The organism is Candidatus Krumholzibacteriota bacterium (genome assembly GCA_034520215.1).
Lineage (GTDB): Bacteria > Krumholzibacteriota > Krumholzibacteriia > Krumholzibacteriales > WJIX01 > JAGHBT01.
Map to the genome: position 1 here is coordinate 732,746 of JAXHNR010000001.1, position 26,978 is coordinate 759,723.

21 protein-coding genes are annotated in these 26,978 nt (G+C 42.2%); all 21 read left to right on the forward strand.

All coding sequences use genetic code 11. The features are described from left to right. Positions 1 to 2 precede the first annotated feature (2 nt). The 21 genes from U5O15_03120 (at position 3) to U5O15_03220 (ending at position 26,975) form a co-directional block, all read left to right on the forward strand. A complete protein-coding gene (locus tag U5O15_03120) occupies positions 3 to 728 on the forward strand; it encodes a polyprenol monophosphomannose synthase (protein ID MDZ7859650.1) in 726 nt (241 codons plus the stop codon). 26 nt (positions 729 to 754) lie between these two features. Beyond that, positions 755 to 2,830, forward strand: a complete 2,076-nt coding sequence (locus tag U5O15_03125; GenBank protein ID MDZ7859651.1) for a glycosyltransferase — start codon at positions 755 to 757, stop codon at positions 2,828 to 2,830. Next, positions 2,830 to 5,118 carry a T9SS type A sorting domain-containing protein gene (locus U5O15_03130; GenBank protein ID MDZ7859652.1) on the forward strand — a complete coding sequence of 763 codons (2,289 nt, stop codon included), beginning with the start codon at positions 2,830 to 2,832 and terminating at the stop codon, positions 5,116 to 5,118. The genes U5O15_03125 and U5O15_03130 overlap by 1 nt, the downstream gene beginning before the upstream one ends. After that, entirely contained in the window at positions 5,115 to 6,530 is a 1,416-nt protein-coding gene (locus tag U5O15_03135; protein MDZ7859653.1) for a nucleoside-diphosphate sugar epimerase/dehydratase, read from the forward strand. Before U5O15_03130 ends, U5O15_03135 begins: the two co-directional genes overlap by 4 nt. A 27-nt stretch (positions 6,531 to 6,557) precedes the next feature. After that, positions 6,558 to 7,511 (forward strand): GNAT family N-acetyltransferase, encoded by a 954-nt coding sequence (locus U5O15_03140; GenBank protein MDZ7859654.1) that lies wholly within the window; start codon positions 6,558 to 6,560, stop codon positions 7,509 to 7,511. Beyond that, positions 7,493 to 9,034, forward strand: coding sequence for an oligosaccharide flippase family protein (locus tag U5O15_03145; protein MDZ7859655.1), 1,542 nt, complete (start codon positions 7,493 to 7,495; stop codon positions 9,032 to 9,034). The genes U5O15_03140 and U5O15_03145 overlap by 19 nt, the downstream gene beginning before the upstream one ends. Beyond that, entirely contained in the window at positions 9,031 to 10,326 is a 1,296-nt protein-coding gene (locus U5O15_03150) for a glycosyltransferase family 4 protein (protein MDZ7859656.1), read from the forward strand. Before U5O15_03145 ends, U5O15_03150 begins: the two co-directional genes overlap by 4 nt. Continuing rightward, a complete protein-coding gene (locus tag U5O15_03155; protein ID MDZ7859657.1) occupies positions 10,316 to 11,803 on the forward strand; it encodes a hypothetical protein in 1,488 nt (495 codons plus the stop codon). Before U5O15_03150 ends, U5O15_03155 begins: the two co-directional genes overlap by 11 nt. Before the next feature lie 212 nt (positions 11,804 to 12,015). Further along, the gene (locus U5O15_03160) at positions 12,016 to 12,924 is read left to right on the forward strand and encodes a cation diffusion facilitator family transporter (protein ID MDZ7859658.1); all 909 of its coding nucleotides are present in this window, start codon (positions 12,016 to 12,018) and stop codon (positions 12,922 to 12,924) included. Between the two features lie 331 nt (positions 12,925 to 13,255). After that, on the forward strand, positions 13,256 to 13,690 hold the full coding sequence (locus U5O15_03165) for a hypothetical protein (GenBank protein ID MDZ7859659.1): 435 nt from the start codon (positions 13,256 to 13,258) through the stop codon (positions 13,688 to 13,690). A gap of 48 nt (positions 13,691 to 13,738) precedes the next feature. Further along, positions 13,739 to 14,650, forward strand: coding sequence for a 16S rRNA (cytosine(1402)-N(4))-methyltransferase RsmH (rsmH, locus tag U5O15_03170; protein MDZ7859660.1), 912 nt, complete (start codon positions 13,739 to 13,741; stop codon positions 14,648 to 14,650). Position 14,651: 1 nt separating this feature from the next. Continuing rightward, positions 14,652 to 15,080, forward strand: coding sequence for a hypothetical protein (locus tag U5O15_03175; GenBank protein MDZ7859661.1), 429 nt, complete (start codon positions 14,652 to 14,654; stop codon positions 15,078 to 15,080). Beyond that, positions 15,080 to 17,182, forward strand: a complete 2,103-nt coding sequence (locus U5O15_03180; GenBank protein ID MDZ7859662.1) for a penicillin-binding transpeptidase domain-containing protein — start codon at positions 15,080 to 15,082, stop codon at positions 17,180 to 17,182. The genes U5O15_03175 and U5O15_03180 overlap by 1 nt, the downstream gene beginning before the upstream one ends. Continuing rightward, positions 17,183 to 18,667 carry a UDP-N-acetylmuramoyl-L-alanyl-D-glutamate--2,6-diaminopimelate ligase gene (locus U5O15_03185; GenBank protein MDZ7859663.1) on the forward strand — a complete coding sequence of 495 codons (1,485 nt, stop codon included), beginning with the start codon at positions 17,183 to 17,185 and terminating at the stop codon, positions 18,665 to 18,667. It begins immediately after the preceding gene. 22 nt (positions 18,668 to 18,689) lie between these two features. Then, positions 18,690 to 20,060 carry a UDP-N-acetylmuramoyl-tripeptide--D-alanyl-D-alanine ligase gene (murF, locus tag U5O15_03190; protein MDZ7859664.1) on the forward strand — a complete coding sequence of 457 codons (1,371 nt, stop codon included), beginning with the start codon at positions 18,690 to 18,692 and terminating at the stop codon, positions 20,058 to 20,060. Further along, positions 20,060 to 21,145, forward strand: a complete 1,086-nt coding sequence (mraY, locus tag U5O15_03195; GenBank protein ID MDZ7859665.1) for a phospho-N-acetylmuramoyl-pentapeptide-transferase — start codon at positions 20,060 to 20,062, stop codon at positions 21,143 to 21,145. The genes murF and mraY overlap by 1 nt, the downstream gene beginning before the upstream one ends. A gap of 21 nt (positions 21,146 to 21,166) precedes the next feature. Beyond that, complete coding sequence (gene murD / locus U5O15_03200; protein ID MDZ7859666.1) at positions 21,167 to 22,522, forward strand: UDP-N-acetylmuramoyl-L-alanine--D-glutamate ligase; 1,356 nt, start codon at positions 21,167 to 21,169, stop codon at positions 22,520 to 22,522. A gap of 4 nt (positions 22,523 to 22,526) precedes the next feature. Beyond that, positions 22,527 to 23,711 carry a putative peptidoglycan glycosyltransferase FtsW gene (locus U5O15_03205; GenBank protein ID MDZ7859667.1) on the forward strand — a complete coding sequence of 395 codons (1,185 nt, stop codon included), beginning with the start codon at positions 22,527 to 22,529 and terminating at the stop codon, positions 23,709 to 23,711. Next, positions 23,708 to 24,841: an undecaprenyldiphospho-muramoylpentapeptide beta-N-acetylglucosaminyltransferase gene (gene murG, locus U5O15_03210; GenBank protein MDZ7859668.1), complete on the forward strand. Its 1,134-nt coding sequence runs from the start codon at positions 23,708 to 23,710 to the stop codon at positions 24,839 to 24,841. Before U5O15_03205 ends, murG begins: the two co-directional genes overlap by 4 nt. A gap of 12 nt (positions 24,842 to 24,853) precedes the next feature. Further along, positions 24,854 to 26,239: a UDP-N-acetylmuramate--L-alanine ligase gene (murC, locus tag U5O15_03215; protein ID MDZ7859669.1), complete on the forward strand. Its 1,386-nt coding sequence runs from the start codon at positions 24,854 to 24,856 to the stop codon at positions 26,237 to 26,239. Then, on the forward strand, positions 26,226 to 26,975 hold the full coding sequence (locus U5O15_03220) for a cell division protein FtsQ/DivIB (GenBank protein ID MDZ7859670.1): 750 nt from the start codon (positions 26,226 to 26,228) through the stop codon (positions 26,973 to 26,975). Before murC ends, U5O15_03220 begins: the two co-directional genes overlap by 14 nt. Positions 26,976 to 26,978 lie beyond the last annotated feature (3 nt).

The window sequence follows — 26,978 nt, forward strand, 5'->3', positions numbered from 1 at the left end:
AATTGGATGCTCTTGTTGTAATCCCCACGTATAATGAAGAGGAGAATGTTCGGGAGATAATAAGCATAGTTCTGGGAGTTTCGGACAATCTGGGAGTATTAATTGTTGATGATAACTCTCCGGATGGAACTGGCGAGATTGCCGAGAGAATAGCAGAGGAAGATGAAAGAGTTAACGTTATTCACAGGCAGGGTAAAATGGGTTTGGGGTCAGCTTATATAGCCGGGTTCAAATGGGCTTTGACGAACACTCCAGCAAAATATATTTTCGAGATGGATGCCGATTTTTCCCATAACCCGGAGGATATCCTCAGGTTTCTCGATGCAATCCGAAATAACGATCTGGTGGTTGGATCCAGATATCTTAAGGGGATAACAGTTGTCAACTGGCCCCTGCGCCGGTTGATTCTGAGTTACGGAGCGAATCTATATACAAGAATTATTACGGGGCTTCCGCTCACAGATTCTACCGGGGGCTTTAAATGTTTCAGGCGCGAAGTCCTGGAAAAAATGCCACTCGAAAAAATTCACAGCGATGGATATTCATTTCAGATCGAGATGAATTACCTATGCTGGAAAAAGGGTTTCCGAATCAAAGAGATTCCTGTAGTTTTTACCGATAGAAGAGTCGGCGTCTCTAAAATGTCGAAAAAGATTGTTTGGGAAGCTGTTTTTCTGGTATGGCGTTTAAGATTTATGAGTATAAGCCATATGAAAAAGTTTAAATAATTCTAATTTAAAAAGACAAATTCTTTATGGATCTTTCAATAGTTATTGTTACTTACAACAGCAAGAATGTAATTGGAAAATGCATTTCCAGTTTGAAAGAATATTCTCCTTCCTGTAATTATGAAATAATAGTAATAGATAATGCCAGTAAAGACGGTACGCCTGAATTTGTAAGCAGCGAATTCAATAATGTCAGGGTAGAAGCAAACAGTAGAAACAAAGGATATTCAGGGGGAGTAAATCAGGGGGTTTCCCTTTCAAAAGGACGTATGGTTTTGATCCTTAATCCCGATATAGTAGTAAGAGAGAAATCTATAGACAGATTATTTGATTTTATGGAAAAGACACCGGACGCGGCGATGGTAGGGTCAAAGCTGCTTAACTCTGATGGATCTCTGCAATATTCCTGCCGGTCTTTTTATACGATAAAGGCTCTTTTTCTCCGGCGGACATTCTTAGGCAAGCTGTTTCCAAGAGCTAAGTCATTGCGCAGGCATCTCATGCTGGATTATGATCATCAAAAAACCAGAAGAGTGGACTGGATTCTTGGAGCCTGCATGATGGTCCGCGCAGAAGTAATTGAAAAAATCGGGATGATGGATGAAAGGTTTTTCCTTTATTTTGAAGATGTTGACTGGTGTTACCGGATAAAACAGTTTGGATGGAATGTTTATTATCTGCCGCGGTCCGTTATGACTCATTTATATATGAGATCGAGTTCACGTTCCATGTTCCGTAAACCGTTCTTGATTCATCTTCTCAGTTTGTTGAAATATTATGATAAATGGAATGTGGTATTCTATTTTTTCAAGAGACACAGGGCGATGCTAAAATCACTGACATTTGTTATTGTCGATATTTTGGCAATTAACGCGAGTTTCTTCCTGGCATATTGGCTTCGCGCGATCGCGGACTCCTTTTTCGCGCATGGTTTGTATCCACTGTCCTGGTATTACTATTTTATTTATTTCTATAACATTATATTTTTCTTCTCATTCCTTTTCGGAAAGCTGTATAGTATCAGGCGTGAGACAAGTTCTATAGAGGAATTCAGCAGAATCATAAAAGCAGTCCTTGTTTCATTGACTGTGATAATGACTTCCACCTATCTGCTTCGTATTAGAATATATTCAAGGGTGATCATACTGGGCCAAGGTGTTTTTGGAATTATTATTGTTTTTACCTTTAGAAAATTAATTCGAACAGTACACCGGTTATTTGTTGAAGCCGGATTTGACCGCAAAAGGGTGGGGCTGGTTGCCAAAAGGGAAGAAACGGAAACTTTTCTAGAATCTGTTTCTTCTTCCCCTGAGCTGGGATTAGATATCGCCGGACATATTAATTACGAAGAGAATTCTTTGGGTACACCCGATGAAATTGTGGAAATTATTGATAGATTTAAAATTCATGAAATATTTATTTTCCCGTCATTCGAGAACACTGATATAATGTTCACCTTAGTATCAAGCAATAAATTCAGTACTATTCAGATAAGGATCGTTTCGCCTATTGCTCGTTTCCTGAGCGACAGAGTAAGGGTCGACAATATAGGAGGGGATTATCTGTTCTCTGTTGAGAAGGGCTCTGCTTTTCAATTGAGAAAGTGGATAATACGTGTTTTTGACATTTCCCTGTCTTCTTTGCTATTACCCATTTCAACAGTACTTTCTTTGCTTTTGAAGTTGTACGGAAAGTGTAGAGTTAATATCTCCTTTTATAGCGAGAGGAGATTTGCGGGAGGTAAAAGAAGAATATTGTGGCCCAGGATAGTATTCGAGTCAGGCAGGGAGGCAAGTGATATTTTCAAGCCCGGGTTATATTTCTCCGTATTGAAAGGAAAGTTAAGTTTTGTGGGAGCTCCTGCTCTTCTCGCCGAGGATAGTATAACACACTTTTGCTCAGAGGGCGCCTATTACAAACCGGGGATTACAGGACGATGGAGAATTTCGCCTACCGGCAACTTTCCCGCTTTAATCGAAGAAGAGATAGTTGCACTGCAAAAACAGTCTTTAACAAATTATATATTATTAATATTTAAATCGTTTTTAGTATCCTTGTCAGGGACTTACCCCGAATGGTTTTATATTGAGGATGGGGAATAATGAAATATTTTATTCTATTGATTGCCGCGGCAGTTATATTTCCCGGTTCAGTGGTCCGCGCTGATATAAACTGGGATGTTTATATATCTCAAAGCAAGGTAAACGCGATAGAGGTGGTGGGGGATAGTCTATGGTGTGCTACGGACGGCGGAATTATGCTGTTTGACAAGGGTGATTCGGTCTATACCTCTTATTTAAACGGTCTTGAATTACGATCGAGTAATGTGGAAGCGGTTACTGTTGACGCGAATAATGATATCTGGGCGGGATTCAGAGGACACGGTGTAGCCCGTATAAGAAATACAGGGCAGGAGGCGAATTGGTATACGGAAGAATACGGTTTAATAAGTGACAGTGTAACCTGTATAGCCAATGTAGATAATGAAATATACTATGGGACAGTGAAAGGTATAGGTAAATTTGTGGAAAAGATTCCTTCAGGGGAAATGGTGCTTACAGATAGTTTGAGCGGTTCAACTATAAATGATATTTTTGCTGTCAACGATACTATTTTATGGGTAGCTGGTTCGGACGGCGTGTCGAGATTCAACAGAGAAAGTTTTGATTATGATTTCTTTCCTCTCAGCAATGCTGTTTCTCTATGCTCTTTTAACGGTAATATTTATTGTGCCACAGACAGCACCATACAGTTTTTAGATGACGGAAAGTGGTCAGTGTTGGGATTTCCCTCCGGCCCCGACAAATATCCGTTTGTTGCTGTAGCCTCCGGAGGCGGGGAGCTCTTTTGTATAACAGCGGACAGACTTTATAATTGGGACCTTTCATCATCTGTATGGCGGAGCGTTGATTTCGTAGGAATGAAGGGTTTATTCTATTCTGAATATAAATTATCTGGGAGGTTCAATCTGAGAGCCCTTGGTATTGACAATGCGGGTATGCCCTGGATTGGCGGTGATAGCGCGGAGAGACCCGGAAGAGGAGTACACATCTGCTCTTATGACGGAGGCGCATGGATAACGAGGAATCCGGGAGGACTTAATTCTAATATAATCAGAAGAGTCGATATGGACCCCGAGGGAGGGGTATGGGTTAGTACGACTTTTTTTGGAGTTTGTTATAATTCAGGGAATGACAACTGGATTTCATATATAGATTCCCTGTCCTATCTCAATTATAACATTGCTCTTATCTGTGATTCAAACGGAAGGCTGTGGAGTAGCGCGCTTGAAAATCCACTTGATATGGTTGAACTTGGAGAACGGCTTGTTGCTGAAGATGACAGGTGGAATAGATTTACCAGAGATGAAGACGGAATATCTTCGAGGCATATAAATATCGCGGAAGACCCCGCCGGTAATATCTGGTTTCTTTCTGATGACGATTATCCTTCGAAAGGATGGGGGATAGATATTGTAAACGCGTCCGCGACCGAGTGGATAAGTATAACACCGAGTAACAGTGATATTGCAGGAGGCAATGTAAGGGACTGCGTTTTTGATGGTTCCAGCGCTTATCTGGCTATCAATGATTACGGCGTTCAAGTGTGGAACACAGGGGGATTTGAATGGTCATCACTTAAGGATCGAAGTGATGATTATTGGTATACTGCTGTTGATCAAACAGATCTTTCAAGTACTGAACTGAACGCTCTTGAGATTATTGAAGATAATTTATGGGTGGCGAGCGGGGGAGAATTATTGAAACAGGGTAGTAGTGGAAATTTGATAATATACACAAGCGATTTGACCGATGAGAAGAGGAAGATATTAAATAATGAGGTAAATGATTTAGATAGGGATGATTTCGGGAATTTATGGGTTGCAACAAGCGCCGGATTGAATATTATTGACAAGAATGGTGAAGTTAAGGGAATTTATACGACTTATGATTACTGGAAATCTAATTTTCAGATCACATATCCCAATTCAGTGATTTCACCCCTTCCCGATGCTTATTGCAAATCCCTTGCTTTCGATGGAGTGAACGACAAAATGTGGGTTGGAACGGGGAAAGGTATCGCCGGTATTGATATGGGAATTCTTTCACCGGAACAAAGCCCCCTTTCGGAATTATTTCTTTATCCAAATCCGGTATATTGTCACAACGGTGATGATGAACTGAAGATTTCTGGTATATCGGGCATTGTGGATGTGGAAATTTACAATATCGAAGGAGAGCTTGTACACGAAAAGGAGAATATTTCTGACGGAGAAGTGATATGGGATATTCTTACAATTAATGGATTTAAGGTCGTCTCCGGCATATATATTGTTAGGGTTATCGGAAATAACAGTTCAGAGATAAGAAAGGTTGCGGTTGTCAGGTGAATAAGAGAAAAAGAATTCTCATAGTGGGAGCGGGCGAAGCCGCTAGAATGGTAGTTTCCAGGATAAAGGAAAACAAAGAACTTGGATTGGTTGTTGTTGGCCTGCTGGATGATAATCCTGACCTTGACGGAAAAAAAATTGACGGTATTCCAGTTTTCGGGAAGACCTCACGTCTGGAAGAGTTTGTACTGGAGAAAAAGATCGATGAGATTATAATAGCGATCCCGACGGCTCCGCGCCCTTTTGTAAGGAATATGATACATCTATGCGGTAGGGCGGGGACTCCATATAAGATAGTTCCCGGTGTCATGGAGATAATCAAGGGTGATGTCAGCATTAATCAGATTCGTGAGGTTCGTGTTGAGGATCTCCTGGGAAGAGAGACGGTTGATTTTGAACTCGATTATATCAAACCCGCTCTATCCGGAAAGCGAGTGCTTGTAACTGGAGCTGGCGGAACGATAGGGAGTGAACTCTGCCGTTATATTTCTTATGTAAACCCCGCTGAACTTATACTTCTGGGGAGGGGGGAGAACAGAATATTTGAGATTGAAGAAGAGTTGAAAACAAAATTCAAAGATATTAAGATATCGACAGTCATTAACAATCTGAGGAATCCGCAGAGGACTAAAAGACTGATTGCTACCATTTCCCCTGATATCATCTATCATACTGCCGCCCATAAGCATGTTCATTATATGGAAGAAGATCCCGAGGAAGCAATTATAAATAATGTAGGTACAACTCTCAATCTTGCCAGGGCTTCCGCAGAAGCTGAGACGGAGCGTTTTGTATTTATCTCTACAGATAAAGCGGCGAATCCCCGAGGTGTAATGGGGGCCTCTAAACGCGTTATGGAGTTGTATTTTTCGACTCACGGGCGCATGGATAAATGCCGTTTTATATCTGTGCGTTTCGGTAATGTGATAGGGAGCGCGGGTAGTGTTGTTCCCCTGTTTCTCAAACAGATTGAAAGGGGAGGCCCCGTTACGGTGAGCCATCCTCAGGCCGCTCGCTACTTTATGACAGTAAAAGAAGCGGCGCTTCTGGTACTTGAGGCGTCTGTAATGGGGGATGGAGGAGAGATATTTATTCTCGATATGGGAGAGGCAATAAACATCCTTGAGATGGCAAAAGATATTATCGTACTTACAGGCCATATTCCGGAGAAGGAGATATCAATAGAATTTACAGGACTGCGTCCCGGAGAGAAGCTCCTTGAAGAGCTTGTAAATGTGGAGGAAAATCTGGTTTCGTCTGAACAGGAGAAGATATTCCTCGCCCGGTCCTCGTCACAAATCCCCGCTGAATTGGATGAAAAGATAGAAAAAATGGTGCAATTTGCCGTAGAGGGAAAGAAAAACAAGATGTTGGAGATCTTAAGAACTCTAGTTGCCGGTTTATATAATTGATATTATTAACCCCGGAGAAGTAATATTTTGGTCAAAATAGAAATTGAAGAAAGAGTTGAAGAAGGCGAAATATACAAACTTTTAGATAAGATTAAATTCCGCAATTTTTTTAATACTCCCATCTGGATTGATATTCTCGAATCATCGTTTAGTGAGTTTTCAGCTCGTTGGATTACCGCCAGAATAGGAAAAACCCTTTTAGGCTTTATGCCTGTTATTTTTATCAAAAGGAATATCTTTTATTTTATTCGCAGTCTCCCTTTCGGAACATACGGAACACCGGTAGCAGAAGATGGAGATATTTCAAAGAGTTTGGTAGAGCAGTTTCTAAAGCTTTCAACATCTTTCAGGTGTCTTAACGCGACCGCTGTAATATTTGATCCGGATTGGGATGAATGGCTCTCTTCTGCCGGGCTGTACGAAGTCGCCGAATGCAGAATTGCTGATTTGAAAGGCGGTTTTGAGGATTATAGAATGGTTAAGCTAAGCAGTTCTAAAAGGAAAGCATGCAATGGCTGCCAAAGAGCGGGTGTTGTTGTAAGACCTCTGAAAACAAAGGGGGAAGTTCTAAACTTTTATGATATCTACACCGATATGGCTGCCCGATGGGGAGGTGTTCATCCTTTTCCCCTAAGTCTTTTTATGGAATTGTTCGTAAAGGGAGGCAGCAATGTTCTGATTCTGGGCGCCTTTCTCGATAACAGGTTATTGGGAGGTCATGTGGATTTTTATTATGGAGATATAGCTCAGGCATGGCAGGCCGGCGTTTCTGAAGAAGCTAAAAGTTACGGAGTTTCCCCTTATCTTGTTCTTCGTGCTATAGAGGAAGCATATAGGAGAAAGATGAAATTCTTTAATATGGGAAGCAGCGGGGGAGACGAAGGATTGATTTATTTTAAAGAGTCGTTGGGTGGAAGAGAATTCAACTATCCGGTAGTAAAATCAGGGAAAAGATGGTGGGAATGGATAAGAAACCTGTAGAATCAGGGCAATCAAGGCTAGTGGAAAATACAGTATCTCTTACTGTATCGGGGATATTCAGTGTTGTCTTTACCCTGACACAACTTGGACTTCTCAGCCGTTTTTTAGGGGGTGAAGAGTTTGGCCTCTTTATCGCTCTAAGAGGATTGCATATCCTTCTTGCCACATTAATTCTCCTTGGTTTGCCGCAGGTACTTATGAGATTTATACCTTCCTATCAGGGAAGAGGAATGAGAAAAAAGGCTTTTCTTCTTTTCCTTTCCTCAACGGGGATCGTTCTGTTTCTAGGTGCACTGCTGTATTCTGCAGCAGATCTCTGGAAGGGATGGATGCCTTCGAGACTGACGGAATTGCTTATCAGCAGAGATATTATATTCTGGCTGACACTTGCTTCTATCACACTCGGACTTAAGTTGTTGCTTTACGGGGCATTCAAAGGGTTAAGGGTTATGAGCGCCCAGATGGTTTTGGAGCTTTCCTGTCTAGGTCTCTTTACGGGATATATTTTCTTTACAAGGAACAGTCTGAGTGTTATTTCGCTTTTCCGCGCGCTTTTTGTAATTAATTTTCTTGTCTGCCTTACGGGGTTTCCTTTCTATTTCAGTTTGTCAAAACGTCTGATCGGCAAAGAGATAATCAGGAAAGACAATATTATCCTTCCGAAATTATTTCCATACTGGGGAAATTGCCTTCTCTTGAGCTTTGTAGCGCTTGCTTTTACCGATATTGACCGTTTTGCAATGTCATCAATGCTTCCAGTAGCGATGATTTCCGTATTTCATATAGCTTCCAGGATAAATGTGTTTCTGAAGAGATTCCTGGGATTTCCAATTATTGCCCTTCAGCCTGAAGTGACAAGGCTTTATGAAGAAGGCAGGTGGGGTGAATTCAAAAGTAAAATTGTTCTTTTTACAAAAGTAACTTTTGTCGCTTCGTTGCTAATGGTTGCCGTAGTTGCAATTACGGGGGGTGATATTATATCGTTAATTGCCGGAACAGGATATAAAAACGCCTATACAATTTTATTGATCCTTTTGCCGACAGTACCTATCGCCGCTTTCATTGCCCCCCTTCTGGTAACGATGAAGGGGCTGCATTATATAAAATGGGCACTTCTTTGTGATTTAATCTGGATGATCGTCTATTTTGGCGGATTTCCATTTTTTGTTTCCCGTTTGGGATTGAAGGGAATGGCGGTCGCCCAACTGATTGCTTCTATCACCCAGATGCTATGTGCCGTTCTGATAGCTCGAAAGCAGGGCTTCTACGGAGGTATAGGGAGACGTGTATTCCGCGTTATACTCATAGTCGCGGTTATAATACCTGTTGGTATTTCAGCCGCGACTCTCTTGGGTCTGTGGGTATCGTTGTTATCCTTCGCAATGTTCCCTTTTTTATGCCGATTTGTCTTCGGGCAGTTAGGTTTGTTTGAACCCGATGATGTGGAGCAGATTCTTAGTTTGATAAAATTCCGGTGGGGTAAGAGAATTGCCGGATGGTTTTTTCAGTTTGAAGTAGCATGAAAGAAAAACGAATATTAGTAATTGTGAATTTTTTCCCTCCCGCCGGAGGGGGTGGAGTCTATCGCCCTCTTTCTTTTGTAAAGTATTTAGCAAGGTTTTCCTGGAAGGTTACCGTTCTTACACCAAAAGTGGGTGAATTCTGGATTTCAGACCCCGGGCTTGAAGATCAGATACCGAATGACGTTAAAGTAGTGCGGACATTATCAATTTCTCCGTCACGCTTTTTGAATGCTGTTAGAAAGAAAAACGGAAAAGCCAGGCCGAAGAGATCAACCGGCAGTTTTGAACTTCTCAGACGGCTCGGGGAAATATTTTTTATCCCTGATACATATGTGGGGTGGGCACCCTTTGCCTACAGGGCCGCTTCGAAACTGTGCCGCAAAGAGGATTTTGATGTTATACTCTCTACAAGCCCTCCCGACAGCACACATCTCGCGGCGGGAAAGATTTCACGTAAATATCGTATTCCCTGGATTGTAGATTTCAGGGATCCATGGATATCCCTTTATCTTAGAAATCCCATAACGTCAGTTCACAGAAAGTTGCATCAAATGATGGAAAGGTACACCGTTGAAGCTGAGAGGATTTTGGTGACAACTGATTGGCAGAGGAGGAAACTTATTGAATTATACCCGGGATGCAGTGTGGAGAAAATCCCTAACGGCTACGAAGAAGAAGATTTTGCCGGGCTTGAAGATGTTAAACCCGACCCGGGAAAATTTACTATATTGCATGCAGGTATGCTGACACTTGAAAGAAAGTCAGAAAACTTCCTCAAGGGAGTTTCCCTGTTCTTAAATCGAACTGAAAAAGCAAAAGGATTACTCAGAATTATCTTCGCGGGCGGAAGAGAATCAGCTAATGAGCAGTGGGTAAGTAAATTGGGGTTGGAAAATATTGTTGTTTTCAAAAATAATCTCCCTCACCGCGAGTGTGTCAGGCTCGAAAAGAGCAGTCATGTGCTTTTGCTGATAAAACACGACGATAGGCGATATAATGGGCTTATACCCGGGAAACTCTATGAATATATTGGCGCGGCACGCCCCATACTTGCCGTTGTTCCGGATGGAGAAGCAAAGAATATTGTACAGGATCTTGATAGAGGTGAAACAGCTCAAGTAAATGACCCGGAAGATATTGCCGGTAAAATTGAGATTCTATTTGATCTCTATAAAACACGCAAACTCGACAGCAGCTATTCGCTTGAAGATGTGCCGAAATATTCAAGGAGATCTGAAGCGGAAAGATTGAATAATCTTCTCTCTGAGGTGGTGTATAAAGATGAACAGTAAGAATGCCTTGATAATTATCAGCGCTGTAATACTTTTTCTTGTTATCAGTGCACCCTTAAAAGATACAGTTGTTGATGACACCTATATACATCTTCAATATGCGCGCAACCTGGCTGTTGATAACCAATTAGCTTTTAATAAAGGCGAGCCGTCTTACGGGGCAACAAGCCCGCTGTGGGTTTTTCTTCTTTCCGTGGGGTATAAGACGGGGGTCGATCTTCTTCTTCTGTCTCATATTCTATCGGAAGTGTTCGCCGTTTTGTCCATAATACTTATTTATTATTATGTTTTAATGGTTGAAAGGAAAAGGACGGCGGCCTCGGCAGCCGCGATTATCATGTCCGTGGAAGCCTGGCTTGTAAGGTGGAGCTCGGTGGGTATGGAGACTTCACTTGCTGTTTTCATGGTCCTTGTCGTATTTATTCTGTCCCTTAAAACATTAAGATCGATAATATATTCATCTTTGTTCGGTTTATCCCTCTTTTTTTCAGCTCTCGCCAGGCCGGAAATAATTCTTCTTGTTCCAATCGCCGCAGTTATTTTCCTGTTTAGAAAAAGAGAGAAATATTCCGTCAGATTAACGTGGCTGATTGTGTTTGTTTCAGCTTATTTTCTCTGGCTTATATTCATCAAGAATCATACGGGCACTTTTTTTCCACTTACCGCAGGGGCGAAACGAGGCTGGCTCTTTTTCAGTCCGGCTAATTTGAAGAGAGTGTTGCTGCCGCTAAAAATTATAGCAGCCACTTTAATTATACCTTCAGCATCTCTTATTATCTGGGTAATTTTTTACTGGGTAAAAAGGACCGAAGCTCTGAAAGAGGATATGATTTCAAATAATCTTCTCTTTCCTCTGGCGTGGGCTGCGATTCTGCCAATGGCTTATGTTCTATTAGACTTTACTATTCTTTCCAGATATCTTGTGCCGACCGCGCCTGCTATTATCGTTCTCGGAGTAGTTTCGGTCAGCCGGTTAATCTCATATTTTGCCTGCAGCCTCAAATTTGAACGGTTGATTCTTGGAATTTTTACAATATTCGTTGTACTGCAGAACGTTATCTTCTATTTTCTGATCGTTGTGCCGCCGACAAGAAATTTTACCGACGATATCAATGACGTTCTCATTCCGATGGGAAAATGGATGCGTGATAATACTGCCGCGGAAGCCGTTGTGGCAACACCCGATATCGGAGCTATAGGTTATTATTCTGAGAGAGAAGTGCTGGATCTTGGGGGGCTTGTAACTCCAGAAATAAACGGGATGCGAGATTCACTGACTGTTGAAAGGATCGTGTCTGAAGGTTTTTTCCTTGAATACGATCCGGATTATCTAATTGATAGAAACCCCTCAGCCCGAAGATTCTCCGGGAAAATTATCAGGGGTGTAGAGTTTATACCTTTAATGAGCGATACAATTTCAACGCGGGGCGTACGTAAATCAGACCCCGTTGTTTATACTCTCTATCGGCTTGAATAAAAACGGAATTACTAAAGGGGCCGGGTGATAAAGATTGATCTACACCTTCTTTAAGAAGGGAGAATCGCTTTAGGGGCAGTTATTTTATAGTGCAAATTTATAAGGGGGGTTGCTATCTTCGAATTAGCTGAAAAAGAGTTTTGGATAAGCGGGTTAGAAGAAAACGAGATTGATTTAATATTGAATATAAGATTACATTAAACCTAATAAATATGAATATAAAAATAAGTCATAATAAGAATAATACAAATGTCAAACAGATAAAGAAGATTACGTGGACAGGGATTGCCTTAAACTTATTTCTGGCGTTTATTAAATTCCTGTTTGGTTTTATTGGAGCGAGTCACGCGGTAATTGCTGACGCGGTTCACAGTATCTCAGACCTTTCTACTGATCTTGCCGTTCTACTGGGAGTAAAATATTGGAGTGCTCCGCCGGATAAAAACCATCCCTACGGCCATAGGCGTATTGAAACATTAATAACTCTCGCGATTGGTATTATCCTGGCATTTATTGCTGTCGGATTGGGATATAACTCTCTAACATCAGTGCGAGAAATACATAGAGAGCAAACAAGCTGGATCGCCGTTATTGGACCTCTTCTATCGATAGTTTTCAAGGAAATTCTCTATAGATGGACTTTAAAAATAGGTAATCGCGTAAAATCAACAGCTGTGATTGCAAATTCAATGCATCATCGTTCCGATGCTTTAAGTTCATTACCTGCATTAATTGCTGTTACGGTATCTTCTCTTAATCCGGAGCTGTCATATATTGATGATATCGGCGCCTTGATAATTTCAGTTTTTATTCTAAAGGTTTCCTGGGATATAGTCAGGCCGTCATTAATTGAGTTGACAGATCATGGCGCGTCTGAGAAGGATCGTGAATTGATCAAGAATATAGTTATGAATATAGAAAGCGTAAAGGATGTACACGCCATACGGACACGTAAGTTCAGCTCTAATCTTGTCGTGGATCTCCATGTACTTGTTGATCCGGATATTTCAGTTCGAGAGGGTCATTGTATATCTCAGGAAGTTGAAGATGAGATATTAAATAAGGGCCCCGACATCATTGATGTAGTTGTCCATATAGAACCTTTCGAGAGCGGGCCGTAATAATACGGCATTTTTAAACCTGACGTTTACCCCTCTTAATCTCCATCGCGGGATTATCTCTGAAAAGTTCATTAATTCCCGCAGTGGGAAAGATTCCCATAAAAAAAAATCATATTTTTTTAAATTATTTTCGTGTATATAATGTAACCTATTTTATAGCAAGGGTTAACAAATGTATAAATATTTAAAAAAAATCCTTTTAGTTCTTGACACGGTGGGAAGAAGTGGGGTAGAGTGGGGGGCAATGGAGAGAAGTATTGAAAAAAAGTGATAACATTACAGAATTCAGCGCTAATATTTTTCTTTGAATATAGAATAGACTGGAATGTAAATGCAGAATTTCCTCGGTGATTATGAATGTTCAATAGATTCGAAGGGCAGAATGCTCATCCCTTCCAGATTCAGGCGCCTTATACCGGCGGATAACGATAATAAATTTGTTATCAGTCTCGGAAAGGAACAGTGTCTTAATTTGTATCCCCTCAACGAATGGAGAGATGATGTTGAAAAGAGACTTCATCAGCTCCCTCCGGGCCTGAAGAAAAGAAAGGTAATACGTTTTTACAGCAAGATGTCCCGTCATGTCGAATCTGATAAATCCGGCAGGATCGCTATACCGCGCAAATTCCTTGAAGTAATAAGTAATCCCGGGAAGGTAGTTGCAGTCGGACTTCTAAACTATATAGAAATATGGTCTTTTGATGATTACAGAGATATCAGCATAAAAATTGAAAATGATTTCCAGAAACTGGAATGGGAATATTAATAGAATTCACCGATATTTTATTTCCCTCTACGCCGGAGTGGAATCTGAGTGTTTCACATACCTGTTATGAAGAAAGAGATTTTAGATCTCCTGATAACGAACCCGGAAGGGATTTACGTGGACTGCACGGTTGGAACAGGAGGGCACACGGAGGGCATTCTCAAAGCGAAAAGAAATCGGAGAATTTCGGTTATTGGGATAGACCAAGATGGTATGGCTTTGGATATTGCCCGGAAAAGATTAGAGAGATACGGAGAACGGGTAAGGTTGATTCAGGGGAATTTCCGAGACATAGAAAAATATCTAGCCGGAGAGAAGTACGATGGATTCCTTCTGGATTTGGGAATTTCATCACTGCAGCTCGACGATAGTTGCCGCGGTTTCAGTTATATGAAGGACGGTCCAATTGATATGGCAATGGGAGAGGACGCGAATTCGGTCAGTGAAATGCTGGCCGGCGCGGACAGAGGAAAAATAAGCAGGATTATAAAAGTGTATGGTGAGGAAAGAAAACACGGAATGATAGCAAAAAGTATAGTTAAAATGCGAAGTTCGGAGGCAATAGAGAGGACGGGTCAATTGGTAGAAGCTGTTAAGAAGGTTGTCAGTCCTAACAGGCTTTACAGTACGCTTTCGAGAGTTTTTCAGGCTTTCAGGATTTGGGCCAATGATGAGATTGAAAACCTGAAGCTTTTTCTGCCCCAGACATTGAGGCTTTTAAGTCCGCGTGGGAGAATCGCTGTTATCTCATACCATTCTATCGAAGATCGCATCGTTAAGAGATTCTTCATCCACCAGGCGAAGAAATGTGTTTGCCCACCGGATTTTCCGGTGTGTGTCTGCGATAAACGAGCAGAATTAAAGATCGTAACGAATAAACCGGTTTTACCATCTATTTTGGAAATTGAGAATAACAAGAGAGCAAGAAGCGCTAAACTGCGCGTAGCTGAAAGGATTTGATATGAGCAGCAAGAAGAAATGTTATAGTTTGCAGATGTTAGTAAGCAGAATGCTCACGGGGAAGATAAGTCAGCTGAATTTTTTGATACTCTTAGGATTGACGGCCAGCCTCGCCATGTTATATATCGGACTTCACGTCTATTCATATTCACTTTCTGAAGAAATAAGCGGATGTTTAAAAAAGCGCACCTTCTTAAGAGAAAAAAAGGTATGGCTGCTTGCTGATTATAACAGACTTATAGCTCCTGAAAGGATTATCCCGGAAGTGGAAAGAATGGGGATGAAGCAGGGATCGTCCATGGATGTAAACAAGCTCACTCTGTATAGGAATAAGCGGCTGTTCCGGAATGTAAGTGAAGACCCCGAGAAAGTTACGAGCATAGCCAAAGAAAAAATCTTTATTTTTGGTGATGGCAATGTGGAGAACTAATGATACGTAAATTATCAAGAGGTCGTTTGAGGTTTATTGTTGTATTTCTGAGCGCGGCAGTAGCCGTTATTATATTCAGAATTGTAAAAGTTCAGATAATTCAGCATGAGAAATATAAGAATATCGCCAAACAGCAATGGCACAACAAACTCACAATATCCGCGGAAAGAGGGAAAATCCTCGATCGGCGAGGCCGGCCTCTGGCGGTCACTTACTGCACGTACACTCTTGGTATTACTCCAAGGGATATACCTGAAAATAAAAAGGTTGTCGAATTTATTGCAAAGATAGCAGAGAGTACGCCTTCCCAAATAAGAAAACTTCTTAATAAAGACAAAGATTATGTTCTTATAAAAAAAGGGCTTCGGCTAAGCGCCGGCCAGTTGTCAAAACTTTATCTGTTGCCGGGTGTTCGTCTTGATTCCGTTCACAAGAGATTGATGCCTCTACAGGCCATTGATAAACATTTTATCGGTGTTGTTAATCACAAACAGAAAGCTATTGGCGGAATTGAAAGCGCTTTTGACGAGATTCTAACTGGTAAAGACGGTTGGGTTGTTGTAAACAGAGATGCCAGAAACGGACCGTTCAGGCCTATTGACGCTCCGCACAGGAAGGCTATAAACGGTCGAGATATATATTTGACGATTGACTCAAATATACAGACGATAGTTAATTTTGAATTAAAGAAGGCGGTAAGAAAATATGGTGCTGAAGGAGGAGTGATAATCGTAGCTGATCCTTCCAGCGGTGATATATTAGCTCTTTCAGAATTTTTCCCGGATAAACCCAAACACTCGTTATATTCAACCAGCAGTTATTATGAACCAGGTTCAACCTTTAAGCTTATAACCGATGCTTATCTTTTAAATACCGGCAAGGTGGCTCCATACGACGCTTTCTATGGAGAAGAGGGTGAGGCGGAGCTTGAGTTTGGGGTTTTCCGTGATGATCATCCTCACGGCTGGTTGACTTTCAGGGAATCGTTCGTCTTTTCAAGCAACATTTGTACAATTAAGGCAGTCTCTGGTTCCGGCAGGGAGGAATTCTATAGATATATTCTAAAGATGGGATTTGGGGAAAAAACCGGTGTGGACTTACCTGTTGAATCCGAGGGGTTTTTACGTGAGCCGCGGGAGTGGTCCGGGAGATCACTGGCAAGTATAGCGATTGGTCAGGAAATAGGTGTTACCCCGCTTCAGATGTTGTCCGCCTATTGCGCTCTTGCCAACGGAGGTGAATTGTACGTTCCCCGGGTTGTTCTGAAGCTCAGGGAAGAAGACGGCGGGATAGAGGAAATCCCAAGTGTAAGAGTAAGAAGGGTTTTCCCCCCTAAAATATCCAATACAATAAAGAATTTCTGCCGGGATGTTGTCAGGGAAGGAACTGGAGGAAACGCTTCCACAGAGATGGTTGCCGTGGGTGGAAAAACCGGAACAGCACAGAAAGCGGGTAGAAATGGATATCTGCGGAACAAATATATAACGAGTTTTATTGGATTTGCTCCCGTAGAGACCCCGCAAGTTGCCTGCCTTGTTCTTTTTGACGAGCCCGATTATCCCTACACATACGGAGGGCTTTCAGCGGCACCGGTTTTCAATAGAGTTATAGAGAGCATTTGTTTAACTACCGACTATATATCACAAGATTCCGGAAAGATGCTTGCTGCCGGGGAAGGTGAAGAAGCAAAAATAAAAACACCATCTTTTTACAGAATGACTTCTTCCGAGGCTTATAGAATGGCTTCAAGGTCGGGTATTGGCGTGAGGTGTTCAGATGATAAAGGGAGAGTATACTCTCAGATTCCCGGACCGGGAACACTTGTAGAGACGGGAACAGAAATAACTCTGCTTTTCAGAGAGAAACAATCCGGCGAGAGAAGATCACGCGTTCCGGATTTGAGAGGACTTACCATCAGGAAGGCTAGAAGAATTCTAATAGAATGCGGCTTTGAAAGCACAATATCCGGGTTTGGTATAGTTGAGAGACAGAACCCCGGGCCGGGCAATCTGCTGGAAGTAGGATCAAATATCGAGCTGTTTTGTAAAACAGGTTTAAGGTTATCGGAATCTTCATATAGGTCTAAAAGCGGGAGCAGTTGAGTGTTACTTTCAGAATTAATAGAATCTGTTGATGTATTGGAAGATAGAGGTTTTACGAATGTTAATATTTCTGGAATTTCAACAGATTCCAGGACTGTCAAAAAAGGTGACTTGTTTATAGCGGTTAAAGGAGAAAGATATGACGGGCATGATTTTGTAGGTGATGCCGTTAAATCCGGTGCGGCGGCAGTTGTTACACGAAAAAGGGTCAAATCCGAAGTTCCTTTGATTGTTGTTCGCGATACTGCTTTAGCCGAGGGGCTTCTGGCGGTTAAATATTACGGCAACCCCGCCCGGGATATGTTTTTAATTGGAATAACAGGCACAAACGGCAAGACTTCTTCAGCTTTCTTGCTTAAATCGATTCTCGAAGAATCCTTTGGAATCGTCGGAATTATAGGAACAGTAGGTTACGGAAGTGGAAAGAATATATTTTCTTCACAAAGGACGACTCCGGGCGCTTCGGACTTGAACCGTAAATTGGCCGCGTTTAGAGATGAAGGATGCGGGGCTGTTGTAATGGAAGTAAGTTCCCACGGTGTTGTTCAGGGCAGAATTACAGGGGTAGAGTTTGATATCGGAATATTTACAAACATTTCAAGGGATCACCTCGATTACCATAAAACGTTTAAGAGTTATCTTGACGCGAAAAAGAAATTCGTTTTATCTCTCGCGGGCGAAGAACGGGTGAAAGAAGAAGGAAAATTAATATACAATACGGATGATTCTGTTGTGCGGGAAATTGGTAAAGAGTTTTATGGCAGGAAAATTTCCTTTGGAGTGGAAGATGATGCCGATATTAAGGCTGTTAATGTAAAGACGAATCTGAAGAATACCACATTTGATCTTGAAGCTGCCGATGAAAAGGTAAGCATAGAGTTAAACCTCCTTGGAGAGTTTTCTGTGTATAACGCTTTAGCAGCCGCCGCCGCTTCCTACGCTCTCGATATAAGTTCTAATTATATAAAATCAGGATTGAGAAGAATAGAATCTATTCCCGGACGTTTTCAGGTTGTGCCTTCATCAAAGGGACCGACAGTTGTTGTAGACTATGCGCATACTCCGGACGCGCTGGAGAACGTTCTGAAATTCTGCGTTAATCTTGATTCCGCGCGTCTTATTACTGTATTCGGATGCGGCGGTGACCGGGATCGCGGGAAGAGGCCTATTATGGGAGCGATAGCTGTAAGATTCAGCGATACAGTTTATGTGACGACCGATAACCCTCGCACAGAAGATCCGCGCCGGATAATTGACGAAATTCTCGAAGGGATAGAAAAGGATAAATGTGAAGTAAAGGTTGTGGTCGATAGAAGAGAAGCTATAAGAAAAGCAGTGTTGGACGCGGGGGATAATGATCTTGTGCTCATAGCGGGGAAGGGTCATGAAGAGATTCAGATAGTCGGACGGAAGAGATTCAAGTTCAGTGATGTCAGTGAAGCTGAGAGAGCTATAAAATCAAGGGAGGTAGGTTATCAGAGTTGAGCTTGAATGGTTAGCCGAATCAATGGGGCGGGAGACCTATAATGGTGAAAGACCTCTGACGGGGGCTGTGGAAGGAGTTTCGATAGATACAAGGCGTGAATGCAGTGGAACTCTTTTCGTTGCCATTGAAGGGGAAAATAACGACGGCCATGATTATCTTGAAGACGCGGTTACCTCAGGCGCGAAAGCGCTTCTCGTTTCGAAAAACAAGAGAGATAAATGCGCGGGACTGGAAGTACCTGTATTTGAAGTCGAGGATACGGTAAAGGCTCTTCAGAGAATATCTTCTGACTATAAAGATAAAATAGGAGTTCGATCGGTAGGTGTTACGGGCACCACCGGTAAAACAGAAACAAAAGAAATGCTTACTTCAATGCTCGCCGAGAAGTACAGGGTCCACGCGACCCCGGGAAATTATAATAATCATATAGGGCTTCCTTTAACAATATTGGGTATGGATGAAGAAACAGAAATTCTCGTAATTGAAATGGGAGCCAGCCGCAGCGGTGAGATAAAGCTCCTTGCCGGCATAGGTAAACCGGATATTGGCGTCATAACGAATATCGGCCCCGGTCATCTTGAATTCTTCAGGTCTTTAAAGGGTGTCGCAGAGGCAAAATCGGAATTAATAAGCTCATTATCTGAAGAAAATAGAGCGGTATTGCCGGCAGATGACGATTTCTTTGAATTCCTGAAAGAGAAAACCAAAGCGGATGTCGTCAGTTTCGGTTTTTCTGATGACGCCCAGTGGTCTCCTGAGGAAGTTGAATCAGTAAATGGAGGGGGATATAAGTTTATCCTCGGAGGTCAGGCTATGCGGATAAATAGTTATGGGAGATACCATCTATTGAATGCGGCAGCCGCGACGGCGGCTGCTTCCTGCCTTGACGTTTCAATTTCCGATATTGCCGGTGCCATAGGCGATTTCAGGGCAGTTGAGAGAAGAGGAAGGATATTCAATGTGGGGGGGATTGTATTTGTAAATGATTCGTATAATTCCAATCCCTTGTCGCTAAAATCTTCTGTTGAAGCTTTTATGGAGATGCCCGTAGAGGGCAGAGCGTGGCTCGTGCTGGGAGATATGCTGGAACTGGGACCTAAAAGCGGAGACTTACACAGAGAAGTTGGAAAATTTTGCGGCAGGGCGGGAGTTTATGGATTGATTACTATGGGGAAAAAAAGTGTCGAAATTAGCAGAGAAGCATCTATTCAGAGCAAAGCGCCGGATATTATCAGTCATTTCATGGATATAGTTAAGTTGTCCCGTTATCTGAATGAATTGTTAAAAGAGGGAGACGCTGTATTAATTAAGGGATCGAGAAATATGGGAATGTGGAAGTTAATCGATGAAATTGAAATACTCAGGGAAACTCCAAAAAGGAGAGTTGACTGATGCTCTATCACCTTCTCTATCCGCTGAAAGAATATTTCTTCGCGTTCAATGTTTTCAAATACATAACTTTCAGAGCCGCTTACGCGACTGTTACAGCTTTGGTTATGAGTTTTGTTATAGGTCCCAGAATGATAGGGTGGTTGGCGAAGATGCAAATTGGACAGAGAATCAGAGTAGATGTTCCAGAGCGGCATTCAAGTAAAGAAGGTACACCCACGATGGGGGGAGTATTAATTATAGCCGCGACAATAATTCCCACTTTACTTTGGGCAAACCTTAATAATCCTTATATTCAGCTTGTTTTAGTAGTTACGTTATGGATAGGGTTAATTGGATTCTGGGATGACTATCTTAGCGTAGTAAAGAAACGAGCCAAGGGTCTTGTCGGTAAATATAAGCTTTTTGGCCAGCTGCTCTTCGGAGCGGCACTTGGAGTATTTCTCTATTTCACACCCATTATACAGGAGAACGCGACCAGCACAGCTATTCCTTTCGTTAAAGACACATACCTGGATTGGAATATTTTTTATATTCCTTTTGTGATGCTTGTGGTTACCGGTACTTCGAACGCGGTTAATTTGACTGACGGGCTCGACGGTCTCGCGACAGGTGTTACTATATTTTGTTTTCTGTCGTTTGCGATTCTCGCGTATCTCTCGGGGCATGCCGTTTTCGCCGATTATCTGAATATATTTTATCAGAAGGGCAGTGGAGAGCTTGCTGTATATTGTATGTCAGTTGTCGGAGCGTCTATGGGTTTTTTATGGTTTAATACTCATCCCGCTAAGATTTTTATGGGGGATACAGGTTCTTTAGCTCTAGGCGGAGCGCTTGGGACAATCGCCGTTCTGCTTAAAAGCGAGTTTCTGCTGTTGATAATCGGGGGCATTTTCGTCATTGAAGCCGCTTCAGTTATATTGCAGGTAATTTCCTTCAAACTCAGGGGGAAGAGAATATTTAAAATGGCGCCTCTTCATCACCACTTTGAACTGAAAGGCTGGAGTGAAGAGCAGGTAGTTGTGAGATTCTGGATTCTAGCCGCTCTCTTTATGTTGATTGGAATGAGTACTCTGAAACTAAGATAAGTGCAGATTTGGGAGAATGGTTTGTCTGATAAGTTTAAAACGGATTATCAAAATAAAAACGTTCTGGTTTTAGGGCTTGCCAGAAGCGGTCTCGCCGCGATGGATCTACTTCTGAAAAAGGGAGCCAATCTTATCGCCGCGGATGAGAACAGGGATATTTCGATGCCGGGCAGGTTTAAAGATATAAATATTCATCTCGGACCCTTTTCTGCCGATCTCCTTGACAGTTGTGATGAGGTAATTCTCAGCCCCGGGATTAGTACAAGTCATCAGATTGTATTAGAAGCAGTTAATAGATCAATACCGATAGTTTCAGAGCTGGAATTGGGTTACCGCTTCGCGGAGGGAAAGATAATAGCCCTCACGGGAACAAACGGCAAATCTACAACTGTCAAGATGATAGAAAGAATATTAATTGAATCCGGGCACAAAGCGATAGCAGCGGGAAATATAGGAAAGCCGTTCAGTATGGTAACAGAAGATCTTGATTCTAAAGGTGTATTTGTAATTGAAGTCAGCAGTTTTCAACTTGAACTTATTTCAGATTTCAAACCGGATGTTACTGGGATTCTCAATATGACCCCCGATCATCTGGACAGATATCCAACGGCCGCCGATTATTACAGGGCAAAAGAGAGAATCACCGCAAACAATGACGCCGGCGATTGTTTTTTCTACAATGCTGACGATGAAAGATGCGCCATGGCCGCGTCTAAATTCACGGGAAGTGTAGTCGCGTTTTCGTCCTCAACTCATCTTAACGAGGGAATATTTCTAGATGGTTCAACTATAGTAAGAGCGTCAGATGAAAAGAGTCCGGAAGAGATTATGGATGTTTCTGACCTGAAGGTTGTTGGGCTTCATAATGTTGAAAACGCGCTCGCCGCGATTGCTTCGCTGAATGTATTTGGTGTGCCCGCAAAATCCTGCAGAGAGGCGTTGTCGAATTTCGAAGGGCTTGATCACAGGATGGAGAAAGTTAGAACGGTTGAAAATGTAGTATATTTTAATGATTCAAAAGCAACAAATGTTGAAGCGACTGTAAAAAGCCTGGCTCATCTTGAATGCCCGGTTGTTCTTATCGCGGGTGGTCTCGACAAGGGAGGCGATTTTAAGAAATTGCAGCGGGTTGCTGGCAATATTCTGCATGTTGTATTAATAGGCAGCGCCGCCGATCTGATTGAAGAAGCGCTATGTGGAATTGTGCCTGTCTCTCGCGCGGAGACAATGACTGAGGCAGTTCAGAAAGCACGTGATGTTAGCGTAGGCGGTGCTTGTGTTGTCCTGTCACCAGCCTGTGCCAGTTTTGATATGTTTACAGATTTCAGGGAAAGAGGGAATCTTTTTAAAGATATAGTAAATCAAATTGGGGTGTAATTAAGTGGAAACGAGAAAGAGATACGACATACATTTGCTTTGCGCCGCGATTCTTCTCGCCGTTCTGGGAATGGTTATGGTTTCGTCTGCTACTCAGATGATCGCGAAAGAGAAATACGGAACTCCTTATTTCTTTATGCAGCGTAAAGCTATGCACCTGGGGATGGGAATTCTTTGCCTGCTAGTGTGTATGAAAATCCCCTTTGAGATTTACAGAAGAATTTCAGCAATGATGCTTTTTATCTCAATATTTCTATTAATTGCTGTTTTGATATGGGGAAAGGAAATTAGAGGAGCAAGGAGATGGCTCAATATTTATAACATTACTATTCAACCGGTTGAGTTGGTTAAATACTCTTTAGTAATATTTATTGCTGATATGATCGCGAGGGGAAGAGGCGGAATCAGAAGGTTTAAACAGGCGTTTCTTCCCGTATTTGTGTTTTCGGTAGTGATTGCGGTGTTGCTGATGCTACAACCCAATATAAGCAACGCTACTCTGATTATTTTACTTTCCATGACTCTTCTTTTTCTGGGGAATTGTAAATTTGTTCATCTGGCAGGTTATTATGGAGCTATTATTATCGCTTCAGCGCCATATATTTATTTGAGGCCTCATGTTTACAACAGATTCTTAGCTATCTTAAATCGAGGGGAGTTTGCTCTATCTCAAAATTGGCATGTGAGACAATCTCTGATCTCTCTGGGCTCTGGATTTATTTTCGGCTGCGGCCTTGGAAACGGGCATCAAAAATTCAACTTCCTGCCCGACCCCCATACAGATTTTATTTATTCCATAATAGGTGAGGAGTTTGGAATAATTGGGACACTTTTCGTTCTCGGAATTTTTATTTTCATATTCCAGAGAGTTATGAATATAACAAGAAATGCGCCAACCACATTCGGCCGTTTTCTTGCCCTCGGGATAGGCCTGGTTATTTTATCCACGGCACTGATTAATATAACAATGAGTATAGGGTTGCTTCCTACGATAGGGCTTCCACTTCCATTTGTAAGTTATGGAGGTACTTCTCTTATTACGACTATGTCTGCCGTCGGTGTCTTGCTGAATATTTCAGGAAGCGGGAAGAAGAAAGCCAGCCCCGGCCTTTTCCAGAGAACTGGTAAGAGCGCCAGCACTGTATTCGCGAGACGGGCCGAAAATAGAGGGAAGGGGAGGATTAAGTGAAGATTATTTTTTCCGGAGGAGGTACTGGAGGGCATCTCTATCCCGCTCTTGCTGTTGTGGATGAAATAAAAGCAAGGAGCCTCCCTTTAGAAGCTTTGTTTGTTGGAACGAAGGCAGGTATGGAATCGGAAATACTTCAGAAGTACGGATATGATATAAAGTTTATAAGCTCGCGGGGAATGAGGGGTAAGAACATTTTCGGCCTGGTTAATACCGCGTTCAGTCTTGCTCTGGGAATAATACAGGCTCTTGTAATTCAATTGAGGTTTAAACCGGATATAGTTTTTGGATTTGGAGGATACGCGAGCGCCGCGGTTGTAATTGCTTCGAGTTTTTCAAAATGCGGCGTGATGCTGCAGGAACAGAATTCGATTCCCGGAATTACAAACAGGCTGTTATCGAAGTTAGCAGACCGTGTATATCTGGGTTTTGAAAGTGCCGGGGAATATTTTAAAAAGAAGGATAATATTGTTATAACCGGCAACCCGCTGCGAAGAGTAATAACGAAAGAATACAACAATAGACCTTATGAATCTTTTGGGTTGAAAGAGAATATTCCGACTCTACTCGTATTTGGGGGAAGTCAGGGAGCGAGATCTCTCAACCAAGCCGCTGTAGAGTATTTCCTGGCGGGTAATAATAATATACAGGGGATAATACAGACAGGTTCAAGAGGATACCGGTGGGTGAATGAGAGAATCGGAGAAGTGGAAGGAGTATTTGTCACTGATTACATAATGGATATCCGCGACGCTTATCAAGTTGCGGATGTTGCTTTGGCGAGAGCCGGAGCACTGAGCGTGTCAGAACTCGCCGCGGTAGGGATTCCGTCAGTACTTGTACCCTATCCTCATTCTGTAGATGATCACCAGATTCATAACGCCCGTTTTATGGCCAGCGCCGGAGCCTCTGTAGTCATAGATGATTCCGTGCTTGACGGCAAGCATCTTGAAACTGCGTTGGAAGAAATTGTCGGGGATTCTGAAAGGTTTGAAATGATGAAGAAATCGGCCCTTGATATAGGAGTCAGAGATGCTTCCCGCAGAATAGTGGATGATATGTTGGAATTCTATCAAAGAAAATCAAAGGGTGTTTCTAAGAAACGTTTTAGTGATAAGAAACTTATATAGAAAGAGTTATATATGCTGGGAAAGAGAAAACATGTTCATTTTATTGGTATCGGCGGGATTGGTATGAGCGGGATAGCCGAAGTATTAATAAATCTCGGATTTGAAATTACGGGATCTGATTTAAAAAGTACCGCGGTTACCAGACATCTCGAATCACTGGGAGCAAAAATATGGAAGGGACATAGAAAAGAGAATGTTTCAGAGAGTGATGTGGTTGTCGTTTCTTCCGCTGTATCTCCTTCGAATCCCGAAGTTGTAGAAGCCGGCAGAAGAAATATTCCTATTATCCCCCGGTCAGACATGCTGGGTGAATTAATGACGATAAGGGAGGGTATCGCGATTGCCGGCGCGCATGGTAAAACTACAACAACATCAATCGCGGCTGAGGTTGTCAGCAGGGCGGGAATGGACCCTACAGTAGTTGTTGGAGGAAAGGTCAAGGCTTTAAAAGCGAACGCGAGGCTTGGCAAAGGTAAATTCATTATCGCGGAAGTTGACGAAAGTGACGGATACTTTGTCAGATTATCTCCTGTTATCGCTATGATAACAAATATTGACAGGGAACATATAGATTGTTACGGGAGTATCGAAAATATATATGAAGCGTTTATAACTTTCGCGGGGCGTGTTCCTTTTCACGGCGCAGTAATATGTTGTATAGACAACTCTCATGTTAGGACGATTATTCCTAAAATAGACCGTAGAGTAATAACTTTCGGGTTAAGTGAAGATGCTGATGTTAGAGGAGTTATCAAAGAATATAGTGAGGAGGGAACAAGTTTTACCCTTTATATCAATGGGGAGAGAAGAGGGGACCTATTTATTAATCTTCCCGGGCGTTATAATGTTTTGAATGCGCTTGGTGTTTGTGCCCTATCCGAGGAGATTGGAATTAATTTCGAAGCCCTTAAGAAGGGGCTTCTAAAGTTCCAGGGTGTCGGCAGAAGATTTGAGTTTAAAGGAGAGACAGGGGGAATCCTTTTTCTTGATGATTACGCGCACCATCCCACTGAGATTCAATCTGTAATCGATACAGCCAGAAAGAATTTCTCAAGGAGAATTGTTGCCGTCTTCCAACCACACCGGTATACACGGACAAGGGATTTATATTCGGAGTTCAGCACATGTTTTAGTAAGGCGGATCAGGTCTTTATTACCGATGTCTATGCCGCGGGTGAGGAAGCACTGCCCGGTGTAAGCGGCGAGCTCATATACAGGGTTGTTATGAGAAATAATACTGGAACTGTTGATTATCTGCCGGACAGACGGGATTTGAAGAGCTCCGTATCGGATTTTATAAAAGAAGGTGATTTAGTTTTAACACTTGGAGCCGGTGATATCTGGCGTTTAGGAGAGGAAATCCTCAAAGAGAAAAGGCTAGAATATGAGAAGAAATAGTAAATCAGTTATGGCTTCGCGCAATTCGACGGTCAATAAGAATCACAGTTCCCGTTTGATCCTGCTCTTTACGATAATTTTCATAGCAGGGGGAGGGTTATATCTCTGGTTTTTTACCGGAGTTTTTACCGTTCGACAAATAAATATCTACGAAGGAACAGACTTGCCGTTTGATGCACTTTCAAAGTGTAAAGAACAATATATCGGATGTAACATCTTTACAATTCCACTTGAAGAATTAAAAATGGATATCCTCGAGTGCGGGGATGTGGAAGATGTAGTTTTCAAGCGAAACTCTTTCCACAGTATCAATTGCTATTTGAAAGCCAGAAACCCAGTTGCGGCTGTGCTCTGCGGGGAAGTCCGTGAAGTTGACGAAAACGGGGTGTTTCTTTCGAGAAATATTACAGGTAAAAGTGTGGATCTGCCTCTGATTACAGGGATTAAAGATATAGATGATGAAACAGGCAGGAAAGAGTTGAAGAAAGCCCTTAAGGTTCTGGATATATTTAAAAAATCCGGGTTTTCACCAGCCCATCAATTGTCCGAGATTCATATTGAAGAAGAGGAAGTTGCTCTTGTGTGGATGGGGAGCGGGTCGATAATACGTCTCGGAAAATACAGTTTAGAACAGCGAGTTCATAAATTGAAGAGTGTTTACAAAGTGCTTATGGAACAGGAAATTTTTCCAAAGATGGTTGATCTGCGTTTCAGCCGTCAAGTTGTAATCAGATAAGAG

What these genes read in the sequence shown, in the direction of transcription:
- U5O15_03150 (MDZ7859656.1), top strand. Translation starts at nt 9,031, where the DNA reads ATGAAAGAAAAACGAATATTAGTAATTGTGAATTTTTTCCCTCCCGCC.
- U5O15_03180 (MDZ7859662.1), top strand. Translation starts at nt 15,080, where the DNA reads ATGATACGTAAATTATCAAGAGGTCGTTTGAGGTTTATTGTTGTATTT.
- U5O15_03160 (MDZ7859658.1), top strand. Translation starts at nt 12,016, where the DNA reads ATGAATATAAAAATAAGTCATAATAAGAATAATACAAATGTCAAACAG.
- U5O15_03220 (MDZ7859670.1), top strand. Translation starts at nt 26,226, where the DNA reads ATGAGAAGAAATAGTAAATCAGTTATGGCTTCGCGCAATTCGACGGTC.
- U5O15_03125 (MDZ7859651.1), top strand. Translation starts at nt 755, where the DNA reads ATGGATCTTTCAATAGTTATTGTTACTTACAACAGCAAGAATGTAATT.
- murF (MDZ7859664.1), top strand. Translation starts at nt 18,690, where the DNA reads ATGGGGCGGGAGACCTATAATGGTGAAAGACCTCTGACGGGGGCTGTG.
- murC (MDZ7859669.1), top strand. Translation starts at nt 24,854, where the DNA reads ATGCTGGGAAAGAGAAAACATGTTCATTTTATTGGTATCGGCGGGATT.
- U5O15_03155 (MDZ7859657.1), top strand. Translation starts at nt 10,316, where the DNA reads ATGAACAGTAAGAATGCCTTGATAATTATCAGCGCTGTAATACTTTTT.
- U5O15_03175 (MDZ7859661.1), top strand. Translation starts at nt 14,652, where the DNA reads ATGAGCAGCAAGAAGAAATGTTATAGTTTGCAGATGTTAGTAAGCAGA.
- U5O15_03130 (MDZ7859652.1), top strand. Translation starts at nt 2,830, where the DNA reads ATGAAATATTTTATTCTATTGATTGCCGCGGCAGTTATATTTCCCGGT.
- U5O15_03145 (MDZ7859655.1), top strand. Translation starts at nt 7,493, where the DNA reads ATGGATAAGAAACCTGTAGAATCAGGGCAATCAAGGCTAGTGGAAAAT.
- U5O15_03165 (MDZ7859659.1), top strand. Translation starts at nt 13,256, where the DNA reads ATGCAGAATTTCCTCGGTGATTATGAATGTTCAATAGATTCGAAGGGC.
- mraY (MDZ7859665.1), top strand. Translation starts at nt 20,060, where the DNA reads ATGCTCTATCACCTTCTCTATCCGCTGAAAGAATATTTCTTCGCGTTC.